This is a genomic window from Parvibaculum sp., from assembly GCF_039680535.1.
GTDB lineage: Bacteria > Pseudomonadota > Alphaproteobacteria > Parvibaculales > Parvibaculaceae > Parvibaculum.
This window is the reverse complement of the sequence record NZ_JBDKSS010000005.1, coordinates 153,200-165,633: the sequence shown is the minus strand read 5'-3', so window position 1 is coordinate 165,633 and position 12,434 is coordinate 153,200. Positions and strand designations below refer to the sequence as shown.

At 62.9% G+C, this 12,434-nt stretch carries 12 protein-coding genes; all 12 read left to right on the top strand.

Annotated features, from left to right (window positions below):
- Window positions 1–43 precede the first annotated feature (43 nt).
- Window positions 44–535 (top strand): Fur family transcriptional regulator, encoded by a 492-nt coding sequence (locus tag ABFC66_RS01910; RefSeq protein WP_346739608.1) that lies wholly within the window; start codon window positions 44–46, stop codon window positions 533–535.
- 59 nt (window positions 536–594) lie between these two features.
- Window positions 595–1,458 carry a lysophospholipid acyltransferase family protein gene (locus tag ABFC66_RS01905; RefSeq protein ID WP_346739260.1) on the top strand — a complete coding sequence of 288 codons (864 nt, stop codon included), beginning with the start codon at window positions 595–597 and terminating at the stop codon, window positions 1,456–1,458.
- A gap of 55 nt (window positions 1,459–1,513) precedes the next feature.
- Entirely contained in the window at window positions 1,514–2,926 is a 1,413-nt protein-coding gene (miaB, locus tag ABFC66_RS01900) for a tRNA (N6-isopentenyl adenosine(37)-C2)-methylthiotransferase MiaB (RefSeq protein ID WP_346739259.1), read from the top strand.
- A 77-nt stretch (window positions 2,927–3,003) separates the two neighbouring features.
- Window positions 3,004–4,041, top strand: coding sequence for a PhoH family protein (locus ABFC66_RS01895; protein WP_346739258.1), 1,038 nt, complete (start codon window positions 3,004–3,006; stop codon window positions 4,039–4,041).
- On the top strand, window positions 4,038–4,604 hold the full coding sequence (ybeY, locus tag ABFC66_RS01890; RefSeq protein ID WP_346739257.1) for an rRNA maturation RNase YbeY: 567 nt from the start codon (window positions 4,038–4,040) through the stop codon (window positions 4,602–4,604). Before ABFC66_RS01895 ends, ybeY begins: the two co-directional genes overlap by 4 nt.
- Window positions 4,605–4,613: 9 nt before the next feature.
- Window positions 4,614–5,579 (top strand): hemolysin family protein, encoded by a 966-nt coding sequence (locus ABFC66_RS01885; RefSeq protein ID WP_346739256.1) that lies wholly within the window; start codon window positions 4,614–4,616, stop codon window positions 5,577–5,579.
- Between the two features lie 3 nt (window positions 5,580–5,582).
- A complete protein-coding gene (gene lnt, locus ABFC66_RS01880) occupies window positions 5,583–7,280 on the top strand; it encodes an apolipoprotein N-acyltransferase (protein WP_346739255.1) in 1,698 nt (565 codons plus the stop codon).
- A 230-nt stretch (window positions 7,281–7,510) separates the two neighbouring features.
- The gene (locus ABFC66_RS01875; protein ID WP_346739607.1) at window positions 7,511–7,924 is read left to right on the top strand and encodes a helix-turn-helix domain-containing protein; all 414 of its coding nucleotides are present in this window, start codon (window positions 7,511–7,513) and stop codon (window positions 7,922–7,924) included.
- Window positions 7,925–8,069: 145 nt separating this feature from the next.
- Complete coding sequence (gene metK / locus ABFC66_RS01870) at window positions 8,070–9,239, top strand: methionine adenosyltransferase (protein ID WP_346739254.1); 1,170 nt, start codon at window positions 8,070–8,072, stop codon at window positions 9,237–9,239.
- Between the two features lie 3 nt (window positions 9,240–9,242).
- Window positions 9,243–9,974 (top strand): tRNA (guanine(46)-N(7))-methyltransferase TrmB, encoded by a 732-nt coding sequence (locus tag ABFC66_RS01865; RefSeq protein WP_346739253.1) that lies wholly within the window; start codon window positions 9,243–9,245, stop codon window positions 9,972–9,974.
- Between the two features lie 200 nt (window positions 9,975–10,174).
- The gene (gene rimP, locus ABFC66_RS01860) at window positions 10,175–10,795 is read left to right on the top strand and encodes a ribosome maturation factor RimP (RefSeq protein WP_346739252.1); all 621 of its coding nucleotides are present in this window, start codon (window positions 10,175–10,177) and stop codon (window positions 10,793–10,795) included.
- 3 nt (window positions 10,796–10,798) lie between these two features.
- Window positions 10,799–12,433, top strand: coding sequence for a transcription termination factor NusA (gene nusA / locus ABFC66_RS01855; protein ID WP_346739251.1), 1,635 nt, complete (start codon window positions 10,799–10,801; stop codon window positions 12,431–12,433).
- The last annotated feature ends 1 nt before the right edge of the window (window position 12,434 follow it).

The following is a 12,434-nucleotide window of genomic DNA, read 5'->3' as shown; positions in this document are numbered from 1 at the left end:
TCGTCCGTGACAATAGGGCCTCTCTAGAGCTAATATGACAACGATGACGACAAACCCTTCTGCCAACGGCCATACCCAGACCGACGCGAACGATGTTCACCGCATCGAGAATCTTTGCGTCGAAAAAGGCATGCGCATGACAGAGCAGCGGCGCGTCATCGCGCGCGTGCTGTCCGACGCCCATGACCACCCGGATGTCGAGGAAGTGTACCACCGCGCCTCGAAGATCGATAACAAGATCTCGATCGCGACGGTCTACCGCACCGTTCGCCTTTTCGAAGAGGCTGGCATTCTCGAACGTCATGATTTTCGCGATGGCCGCTCGCGCTACGAACAGGTGCCGGACGAGCATCACGATCATCTGATCGATCTGTCGACGGGCAAGGTGATCGAGTTCCATAGCGACGACATCGAGCGGTTGCAGCATATCATCGCGCGGGAACTCGGCTTCGATCTGGTCGATCACCGGCTCGAGCTTTACGGCGTTCCGCTCGGCCGGGACAAGAAAGCTGCCGACTCTCGCAAGAAAGAATGAAGGCACGGGGCGCAAGCCTCGCGCGACTGGGCATGGAAAACGGGACAAGGGAGACGCTGATGGGTCGCTTGCGCGCGGGTTTCCTTCTCGCCGGCTTCATCTCGTCGGCCATGGTGCTGATGCCGGTTCAGGCGCTTGCGCTGAAGATGAACTGGCCGCTCGCCAAGCGCCTGCCGAATATCTATCACCGCTTCCTCTGCAAGCTGGTCGGCATTCGCGTCGTGACGCGTGGCGAGCCCCACAAGGGCGGCGCCTGTCTCATCGCGGCGAACCACACATCCTGGCTCGACATTCCGATCATGGCGTCGTTGCAGCCCTCGTCCTTCGTGGCGAAGAGCGAGGTGGCGGGCTGGCCCTTCTTCGGAACGCTGGCGCGCCTCCAGCAGACGGTCTTCGTGGAGCGCGAACGGCGCACCCGCACGGCGGAGTCGCGCAACGAGATCCATGCCCGCATCGCTGGCGGCGACCGGCTCATCCTTTTCCCCGAAGGCACGTCGAGCGACGGCAACCGGGTGCTGAACTTCAAGTCGGCGCTGATGAGCGTCGCCCAGCTTACCATCGTGAATGGCGAGGAGGACCGCGAGGACGACCTGGTGGTTCAGCCCGTCTCCGTCGCCTATGTGAAGCTTCACGGCCTGCCCATGGGGCGACAGTTCCGGCCCTTTTTCGCCTGGTATGGCGACATGGAGCTCTTCCCCCATCTCTGGGAGGCGTTCTCGCTCGGGCCGATCGACGTGATGGTCGAATATCACAAGCCCGTCACGATCCGCGAAATCGGCAACCGCAAGGCTCTGGCCATGTATTGCGAGGAATCGTGCCGCGCCGGCCTGATCCGCGCGATCAACGGTCGCTTCGACGAAGAGCCCGAGGCGATTGCGGCGGGGACGGTCGAGATGCCGCCTCGCCTCGCTGCCGCGCTTTGAGGGTGCCTCGCATTGGTGGATGCAGAAAGGCCCGTCTGCCTGCTAGTATGACGATATGGCGTTTGTCGCCACATTTGGCCCTGCTTTGAGTTCCCCCGTGCCGCAGAAGAAGATTTTCGTAAAGACCTATGGCTGTCAGATGAACGTCTATGACAGCGAGCGCATGATCGACGTCATGGCCCCCGAAGGCTATGTCGAGGCCGCTTCGGCTGAGGAAGCCGACATCGTCGTTCTGAACACCTGTCATATTCGCGAAAAGGCGGCGGAGAAGGTCTATTCGGAGCTCGGCCGGTTGCGTGAGCTGAAGGCCGAAAAGGCCGCGCGTGGCGAGAAGCTCGTGGTCGGCGTCGCGGGCTGCGTCGCCCAGGCCGAAGGCGAGGAAATGCGCCGCCGTGCGCCGGTTGTCGACGTCATCGTGGGCCCGCAGAATTATCACCATCTCCCCGATCTCGTGGCCCGCAGCGGCAATGGCGGCCCTGCCATCGTCGAGACGGAGTTTCCGACCGAAGACAAGTTCGAAAGCCTGCCCGCGCCCGACCGGCGCAAGACGCTGGCGCGCGGCCCCACGGCCTTCCTCACCATTCAGGAAGGCTGCGACAAGTTCTGCACCTTCTGCGTCGTGCCCTATACACGCGGCGCCGAATTCTCGCGGCCCATGTCGCGCATTCTCGATGAAGCGCGCGGTCTTGCCGATGCGGGTGTGCGGGAAATCACGCTGCTCGGGCAGAACGTGAATGCCTATCACGGAGAGGATGCGAAGGGCCGTCCGGCGACGCTCGGCGCGCTGGTGCGCGCGCTGGCCGAGATCGACGGCGTCGAACGCCTGCGTTACACGACGAGCCATCCGCGCGACATGGACGAGGAATTGATTTCCGCCCATGGGGAAGTCGAAAAGCTGATGCCCTATCTGCATCTTCCCGTGCAGTCGGGCTCGGACCGCATCCTCGACCAGATGAACCGTCAGCATACGGCGGCGACCTATCTCGAAATCATCGCGCGCATTCGTGCCGCGCGTCCCGACATCGCCCTGTCTTCGGACTTCATCGTCGGTTTCCCCGGCGAGTCGGAAGAGGACTTCGAGGCGACGCTCGATCTCATCCGCAAGGTGAAGTTCGTGCAGGCCTATTCGTTCAAATACAGCCCCCGGCCCGGCACCCCCGCCTCGACGCGCGCCGAACAGCTCCCCGAAGAGGTGAAGACCGATCGTCTTCATCGTTTGCAGGCATTGCTTTCCGAGCAGTCCGAGGCCTTCAACGCCGCCTGCGCGGGCAAGGTTCTGCCGGTCCTTTTCGACCGCAAGGGCCGCGGCCCCGGTCAGCTTCTCGGCCGCAGCCCCTATCTCCAGCCCGTTCATATCGATGCCGGGCCGGAAGAACTTCTCGGCCGTATCGCCCCTGTCATCATCGAGCAGGGTTTTGCGAATAGTCTTCGTGGACGACTCGCGGAAAGCGAGAAGGTGATTGCCTGATGAGTGACGAGCCGGATGCCGGTATTTCCATGACCAGTATTTGAAAGGACAGGGAGCAGTTGGGCGCATCGGGAGGGATGAAGACCTTCGGACGGAATGGCGGTGCAGGCGGCGGCGGGGCAGCGCCGGGCGATAGCGAGAGCCTCGTCATTGCCTTTGACGACAACCGGCTTCTTACCGAGCTTTTCGGCGAGCATGATCGAAACCTCGCCCGGATCGAGGAAGGCTTGGGCGTTCTGGCCAGTTCCCGCGGCAACAAACTCGTCATCACAGGAAAGCCGGAAGCCCGCGCGCAGGCCGACCGCGTTCTCCGCGATCTTTATCAGCGACTGAAATCCGGCCTCGAGGTGAATGCCGGCGAGGTCGATGGAGCCATCCGCATGTCGAAAGCGCCGGAAGAGGAAGCAGGCCGGGCCTCAGCAGGTGCCCGCCAGATCCAGACCAAGCGTCGCGTCATCGGCCCGCGTTCGCCAACGCAGGCGACCTATATCGATGCGCTGATGAAGCATGAGCTCGTCTTCGGCATCGGCCCGGCGGGCACGGGCAAGACCTACCTCGCCGTCGCCGTCGCCGTGCAGATGCTTCTCCAGAAGCGTGTCGACCGCATCATCCTGTCGCGCCCTGCCGTCGAGGCGGGTGAGCGTCTGGGCTTCCTTCCCGGCGACCTCAAGGAAAAGATCGACCCCTATCTCCGCCCGCTTTACGACGCTCTCTACGACACGCTGCCGGGCGAACAGGTGGTGCGCGAGATCGAGTCGGGCGAGATCGAGGTGGCGCCGCTCGCCTTCATGCGCGGCCGCACGCTCGCCAATTCCTTCGTCATTCTGGACGAGGCGCAGAACACCACGCCCGTGCAGATGAAAATGTTCCTGACCCGCCTCGGCGAGAACAGCCGCATGGCGATCACGGGCGATCCGTCGCAGGTCGACTTGCCCTTGGGTGCGAAATCGGGCCTCAAGGACGCGCTGGAAACGCTGGGCAGCATCGAGGGCATCGGCGTGGTGCATTTCACCGATGCCGATGTGGTGCGTCATCCCCTCGTGACGCGGGTCGTTAAGGCCTATAATGCCCGTGATCGGGGTCTTCTCGACGCCCGCGCTGAGGACAAGGCATGAGCCCGAGCCGGCCATCCAGAACACTGGACGATCAAAGCCCCGTTTCCGGGCTTGAGATCGACATATTGCGCGAGGCCGGAGACTGGGCTCCCGACGCCGAGGAGCTGGTGCGTCGCGCCGCCGAGCATGCCTATGTGGTGGCCGGCCCCTCCGAGGAGGCGGAGCTTTGCGTCGTTCTCGCCGACGATCCCTTCGTGCAGGCCCTGAACAAGACATGGCGCGGGAAGGACAAGCCCACCAATGTGCTGTCTTTCCCGACCGGCGACATGCCGCAGGCCGAGCCCGTTCAGACGACGCTTCTGGGCGACGTCGTGCTCGCGCTCGAGACCATCCAGCGCGAGGCGCAGGAGCAGCGCAAGAGCTTTGCCGACCATCTTTCGCACCTTGTCGTGCATGGCGTTCTGCATCTCCTCGGGCATGACCATGAGGTCGATGCAGAGGCCGAAGAGATGGAAGCGCTCGAGCGCGACATTCTCGAGGATCTCGACATAGCGGACCCCTACGCGCCCGTCGAAGGCTCCGACGAGCCGGGCAGGCGTCTTCCCCGCAGTCCCGATGTCTGACACGCAAACATGACCGACCGCACCGACACAGCCTCACTCACTGACGAGCCGAAACCGCGCGCGAGCTTTGCGCAGCGGTTGCAGAACCTTTGGCGCAATGTTCTTGGCGCCCCCTCGGCAAGCGATCCGACCCTGCTCGAAAGCCTTGAGGAGGCGCTCGAAGGACGCGACGAGGAAGGCCGCGCGCTCGCGCCCGAAGAACGCCATATGCTGGCGAACATTCTGAGTTTCGGCGAGCTCAGGGTCGATGACGTCATGGTGCCGCGCGCGGACGTCGTCGCGGTGGAGGAAGGCGACACGCTCGATGACGTCTTGCGCCTCTATCGGGAGTCGACTCATTCGCGCATGCCGATCTATCGTGAGACGCTGGACGATCCTCTGGGCATGGTGCACATCAAGGATATCGTCAATTATCTGGCAACCGACGAAAGCCCGGCTGCGCGCGAGCCCTTCTCGCTGAAGGCCATTCGCCGCGACGTGCTCTTCGTTCCGCCTTCGATGCCCGCGCTCGACCTGCTGTTGAAGATGCAGGCGACGCGCATCCACCTTGCTCTCGTCATCGACGAGTATGGCGGCACGGACGGCCTCGTCACGATTGAAAATCTCGTCGAGGAAATTGTCGGCGACATCGAGGATGAGCACGATACGCATCAGGGGCCGCTCCTTGTGAAGCGCGAGGACGGCACTGTCGACGCCGATGCCCGCGCGTCCATTGAGGAGCTTGAGGAAATGACCGGCCTGAAGCTCGTCGATGAGGAAGGCGACGACGATATCGAGACGCTGGGAGGACTCGTCTTCTCGCTGGTCGGTCGCGTGCCGGTGCGCGGCGAACTCATCAAGCATCCGCTCGGCCTCGAATTCGAAGTGAAGGATGCAGACCCGCGCCGTATCAAGAAGCTCCGTATTCACAAGGTCGAAGCCGCCATCTCATCGGACAGTGTCGGCGCGGACGATGACAAGCGGACGGCAAGCTGACGCATGAATGCCGATCGCGGGCTGACCGCCTTCTTTTCCGCCACCGAACGGATCGCGCGTGAGATTGCGCTGCTGCGAAGCTGGCGGCGCCTGCTGGCTGCATTCTTCGCCGGTTCTCTCAGTGTGCTGGCCCTGCCGCCCATCCATTTCCTCCCCGTTCTCTTTGTCACCTTTCCCGTGTTCGTTTGGCTGCTGGACGGGCTCGGTGGTCCGGCCTCCGTTGTTCTCGGCGAGGATACCGCGGCGACCCGGCGGCGCATGTTGCGCGGCGGCGCGGCCATCGGCTGGTGGTTCGGCTTCGGCTATTTCCTCTTCGGCCTGCACTGGATCGGCTATGCCTTCATGGTCGAGGCGGAGAAGTTCGCGGTCTTCATGCCCTTCGCCGTCACGCTGCTGCCGGCGGGCCTCGCGATCTTCACCGCCGCCGCGGCGGCGCTCGCCCGCGCCTTCTGGTTTCCGGGCTACCTGCGCATTGTCGCGCTCGCCGTGAGCTGGTGCATATTCGAATGGCTGCGCGGTCATGTGCTGACAGGGTTTCCCTGGAACCTGATTGGCGAAGCCTTCACCGCGTCAGAGGCGTTGATGCAATGGGCCGCGCTCACGGGCGCCTATGGGCTTTCCTTCATCGCCATTCTGATCGTTGCCGCGCCGGCCTCTTTCGATCCTCATGCGCGCGCCGCCGACATACATTCCGTGCGGCTGTCGTTCCGCGAAGTGCTGGTCGTGCCCGTCGCCGCCCTTGTGGCGCTCGGCCTTCTCTGGGCGGGCGGTGCGTTGCGTCTCGCCGCGGCGGCGCCTCAGGCGCCGGGGCCGGACGACGTCATGCTGAGGATCGTGCAGCCCAATATTCCGCAGACGCAGAAATGGCGGCCGGAAAGCCGTCTCGCCATTCTCGGCCAGTTCCTCCGCATGAGTTCCGAGCCGACGCCGGAAGCGCCGCAGGGCCTCGGGCCGCATTCCATCGTGGTATGGCCGGAGTCGGCGCTCGCGATCCTTCTGGCGCGCGAGCCCTATGTGCTCTCGGCCATCTCGCGCATGCTGCCCAAGGGTGCGCTCTTGATTACCGGAAGCGTGCGCGGCGAGCCCGATCCCGACGGTCCGCCGGACCAGCTCACGCGTTTCTACAATAGTCTTTATACGGTCGATTCCGACGGCAGGATCATCGCCACCTATGACAAGTTCCACCTTGTCCCATTTGGCGAATACCTGCCCTATCATCGCTGGCTCGAAAAGATCGGCCTGCACAAGCTGGCCAAGCTTCAGGGGAGCTTCGATGTCGGCCCCGGCCCGATAACGATGCCGCTTCCCGGCGCGCCCGCGGCGAGCCCGCTCATCTGCTACGAGATCATCTTCCCGGACGCGGTGGTTAATTCGACGAAAAGGCCGGGCTGGATCGTCAACGTCACCAATGACGCCTGGTTCGGCTCGTCGAGCGGCCCCTATCAGCATCTGTCGCAAGTGGGGCTCAGGGCAGTCGAACAAGGCCTGCCCGTCGCGCGCGCGGCCAATACCGGCATTTCGGCCGTTATCGACCCCTACGGCCGGGTCCTTGCCGAGAGGGCCCTCAATACACCCGGCGTCATCGACTATCCGCTCCCCCATGCGCTCGCGCCGACGCCCTATGCGCGGTTCGGCGATTGGCTTTTCGGGCTGCTGCTTCTGGCGGGCGCCGGCTGCATTTACGCATTCAGGCCGCGCTGAGGGCGTTCTTGCCGCAGGTTGGTTCCGGCTGAATGAAACTTTTGTTGCGGGCAACGTCGCGTGAAGGTTGTATTTCTTGCCGAAAGACGGCATCGGTTGCATAGGTCGGCGTGGACTTCCGTTTCCCGGCCTGCTGGTTTCGCCGGTTTGCGCCGGTCGCGGTTAAGAGGTGCGCCTTGCCAAGGAAATCGCCCAATCCAATCGATATCCATGTCGGCGGCCGGGTTCGCATGCGGCGCATGCTCGTCGGCATGAGCCAGGAAAAGCTCGGCGAAAGCCTGGGGCTCACCTTTCAGCAGGTGCAGAAATACGAGAAGGGCGCCAACCGCATCGGGGCGAGCCGCCTTTACCAGATCGCCCGCGTGCTCAGCGTTCCGGTGGAATTCTTCTATGAGGGCATTCAGATCGAAGAGGCCGTCGAAGGCCAGGGGATGGCAGAGGCGGAGCCCGCCAATTTCGACTTCGACATGCTCTCGACATCCGAGGGCATCCAGCTCAACAGTGCCTTTTTCGCCATTCGCGACCCGAAAGTGAGAAAACGGGTGCTCGAACTCGTCAAGGCGCTGGGTGAAACGGAAAGCGGCGGACATTCCGAGGGGGCGGACGGCTCGGCTTTGGATGGCGAACTCGTCGACGAGATCTAAGACCGCGACATTACTGTGAAAAAGGGTCACGGGAGTTGACCCAATGGCCTTTCCTTGCAAAAACCTTTGACGTTCGACGGCACGGTTTCGCCGCGTTTCGTCGATATGACATCAACACCGAACTTCCTCTGACGGGAGCATGACATTGGCCCGGTCCAATTATCTCTTCACCAGCGAATCCGTTTCCGAAGGCCATCCTGACAAGGTCTGCGACCGGATTTCCGATGCTGTGCTCGACCTTTACCTGTCGGCCGATCCCTTTGCGCGCGTCGCCTGCGAAACGCTGACGACGACGAACAAGATCGTGCTCGCCGGCGAAGTTCGCGGCCCCGCCTCGATCACCAAGGAAAAGATCGAGGAAACGGCGCGCAATGCGGTGCGCGAGATCGGCTACGAACAGGCCGGCTTCCATTGGAAGCATGCCGATGTCGAAGTCCTGCTCCACGCCCAGTCGGCGGATATCGCCCAGGGCGTCGACGCCGCAGGCAACAAGGACGAAGGCGCGGGCGACCAGGGCATCATGTTCGGCTATGCCTGCACCGAAACCGACGTGCTCATGCCGGCACCCATCATCTATGCCCATCGCATCCTGAAGCGCATGGCCGAAGATCGCCATTCGGGCAAGCGCCCGGAATTCGAGCCGGATGCGAAGAGCCAAGTCACGCTGCGTTATGAAGGCGGCAAGCCGGTCGGCGTCACCTCGGTCGTCGTCTCGACGCAGCACAAGGAAAACGTCTCGCAGGCCGAACTGCGCGAACTCGTGCGCGCCTACGTGAAGGAAGTGCTTCCGGCGGGCTGGTTCCCCTCCGAAGAAGAATTCTACGTGAACCCCACCGGCAAGTTCGTCATCGGCGGACCGGACGGCGATGCGGGCCTCACCGGCCGCAAGATCATCGTCGACACTTACGGCGGCGCGGCGCCTCATGGCGGCGGCGCCTTCTCCGGCAAGGACCCGACGAAGGTGGACCGTTCTGCGGCCTATGCCGCGCGCTATGTGGCGAAAAACGTCGTCGCCGCAGGCCTTGCCGACCGCTGCACGCTTCAGCTTTCCTACGCCATCGGCGTTTCGAAGCCGCTGTCGATCTATGTCGATCTGCACGGCACGGGCAAGGTGGACGAGGCGGCGATCGAACTCGCGATTCCGCGCGTCATCGACCTTTCGCCCCGCGGCATCCGCGAGCATCTGCAGCTCAACCGCCCGATCTACACCCGCACCTCGTCCTACGGCCATTTCGGCCGTATCCCGGAAGCGGATGGCGGTTTCTCCTGGGAGAAGACGGACCTCGCCGAGAAGCTCAAGGCGGAGATCCGCTGAAGCGTGACTGCGCGAACCGTAGATCAGAAGGAAAATGCCCGGCGCCGCCATGTCTATGGCCGGACGCATGGCAAGACGCTGAAGCCCAGACAGGCGAATTTGATGGAGACCTTGTTCCCCAAGGTCTCCATTTCGCTTGAGGCGGAGGTGATCGACCCCCTGGCGCTCTTTCCGGCCGGGACCGAAGAGGCTTGGCTCGAGATCGGCTTTGGCGGCGGTGAGCACCTTGCCTGGCAGGCCGGGCACTATCGCCAGGTCGGCTTCATGGGTTGCGAGCCCTTCATCAATGGGGTGGCGAAGCTCGTTTCCGAGATCGATGAGCGCGGGCTCCAGAATGTCCGCATTCATGCCGACGACGCGCGCTTCCTGCTCGAAAAGCTGAAACCCGGCACGCTTTCCCGTGTGACCATCAATTATCCTGACCCCTGGCCGAAATCGCGCCACCACAAGCGCCGCTTCGTGAATGACGAGACGCTCGCGCTTATTTCCAGGGTCATGAATGACGGGGGTGAGCTGCGTTTCTCAAGCGATATCCCCCATTATGTCGCCTGGACGCTGGCCCATATCCGCCGCCACAACCTCGGGGGAAAGAGCCGCTTCGAATGGCTGGCTGAGCGCCCCGGCGACTGGCGCATCCGGCCCGAGGACCAGCCCCGCACCCGCTATGAGGCAAAGGCCATCCGCGAGGGTCGCACTCCCGCCTATCTGCGTTTCCGGCACAGGGTTTCGGGCTGATCGGCCCCCCCTTGTCCGGACCTTGTCCGGGGCCCCTTGCGAAAAACCCCTCAATGGCGCTATATAGGCGCCAAGTTAGCTAAGACGCTTCTCTCATAGCGAAGGTCAGGTTCGATCTTCGATTAAGCGAGTGGGTTGTCTCCGGAAACGGGGGCCCGCTTTTTTTGTTTCTGGAGGGGCGTTTCATCGCAGAGGTTCTATTGGCAGATATCGAACTCGATCGACAGGTGAGCGACGCAGCGCCGGCGGATGAAGCCGAGGCGCTCGATACGCATCTTGTCGCTGCTGCCGGTCAGCCGAGACGGATTTTCGAACTGATCCGCGGCGCTTCCGAGGCGGCCGGATTCGAGATCGTCCGTGTGCGCTATGGCCTCCATGATGGACATACGCTGCAGATCATGGCCGAGCGTCCGGACGGCACCATGATCGTCGCCGATTGCGAGGATTTGTCGAAGATTCTGTCGGCAATCCTCGATGTCGAGGACCCGATTTCGGGGGAATACAATCTCGAGATTTCCTCGCCGGGCATCGATCGTCCGCTGACGCGACCGAAGGATTTCGACCGCTGGTCGGGCTTCGAGGCGAAGATCGAACTGCGGGACGCCATCGACGGAAGAAAGCGCTTTCGCGGCATTCTGCATGGCTATCAGGACGGCGAAATCCTGATCGAGCACGAGGTTGAAGGTTTCGCGGAGAAGCAGGTCATCGGCCTGCCCTTCCGCCAGTTGAGCGAGGCGAAGCTCACCATGAGCGACGACCTCATCAGGGAAAGCTTGAAGCGAAGGGACCGGGAAACACCGGCCCCATCCGACGGAGAATAAACAATGGCTGTTAGCGCCAACCGGCTCGAACTGTTGCAGATCGCGGACGCGGTCGCGCGCGAGAAATCGATCGACCGCGAAGTCGTCCTCGAGGCCATGGCCGAAGCGATCCAGAAAGCCGCGCGTTCGCGCTACGGCGCGGAAAACGAAATCCGCGCGCGCATCAATCCGAGCACCGGCGAAATTCGTCTGGTGCGCCTGCTCGAAGTGGTCGACGAAGTCGAGAACGACGCCGTGCAGATCGATCTGCGCGATGCGCAGCGCCGCAATCCGGCCGCCCAGCTCGGCGATCTCATCGAGGACGAGCTGCCGCCCGTCGATTTCGGCCGTATCGCCGCACAGACCGCCAAGCAGGTCATCGTGCAGAAGGTGCGCGACGCCGAGCGCGAGCGTCAGTACGATGAATACAAGGACCGTATCGGCGAGATCGTCCACGGCATCGTGAAGCGCGTTGAATATGGCAACGTCATCGTCGATCTCGGCCGTGGCGAAGCGATCGTGCGCCGCGACGAGCTGCTGCCGCGCGAAACCTTCCGCAATGGCGACCGTGTACGCGCCTACATCTACGACGCGCGCCGCGAACAGCGCGGCCCGCAGATTTTCCTGTCGCGCACCCATCCGCAGTTCATGGCGAAGCTCTTCGCGCAGGAAGTGCCGGAAATCTACGACGGCATCATCGAGATCAAGGAAGTCGCCCGCGATCCGGGCAGCCGCGCCAAGATTGCTGTGCTCTCGAACGACAGCTCGATCGACCCCGTCGGCGCCTGCGTCGGCATGAGGGGTTCGCGCGTCCAGGCCGTGGTGAACGAGCTTCAGGGCGAAAAGATCGACATCATCCAGTGGTCGCCCGACAGCGCCACCTTCATCGTCAACGCGCTGGCGCCCGCCGAGGTCGTCAAGGTCGTGCTCGACGAAGACACCAAGCGTATTGAAGTTGTGGTTCCGGATGACCAACTATCCCTTGCGATCGGTCGTCGCGGCCAGAACGTGCGCCTCGCCTCGCAGCTCACCCATTGGGATATCGATATTCTGACGGAAGCCGAGGAAAGCGAGCGCCGTCAGGCCGAGTTCGCCAGCCGCAGCGCGACTTTCGCCGATGCGCTCGACGTGGATGAAGTCATCGCCCAGCTTCTCGCCTCCGAAGGTTTCTCCTCGATCGAGGAAGTGGCTTACGTGCCGCTCGATGAAATCGCCGAAATCGAAGGCTTTGACGAGGATACGGCTCAGGAAATCCAGAGCCGCGCGCTCGATTTCATCGACCGGCAGAACGCCGAATATGATGAAAAGCGCCGCGAACTGGGCGTCGAGGATGCGGTGGGCGACATCGAAGGCGTGACGCCGCGCATGCTCGTCGCTCTCGGCGAGAACGACGTGAAGACGATCGAGGACCTCGCCGGCTGCGCCACCGACGATCTGATCGGCTGGAACGAGACGGTGAACGGCGAGCGCAAGCACCAGACGGGTATTCTGGAAGGCTTCGACATCGGCGCCGACGAGGCCAACACGCTCATCATGCGTGCCCGCGTCAAGGCCGGCTGGATCACGGACGAGGACATGAGCAAGATCGGCCTTTCCGCCGATCATGACGTGGACAATCCGGTCCCTGCCGACGAGTTCGAGCAGGATTCGCAGGCCTGAC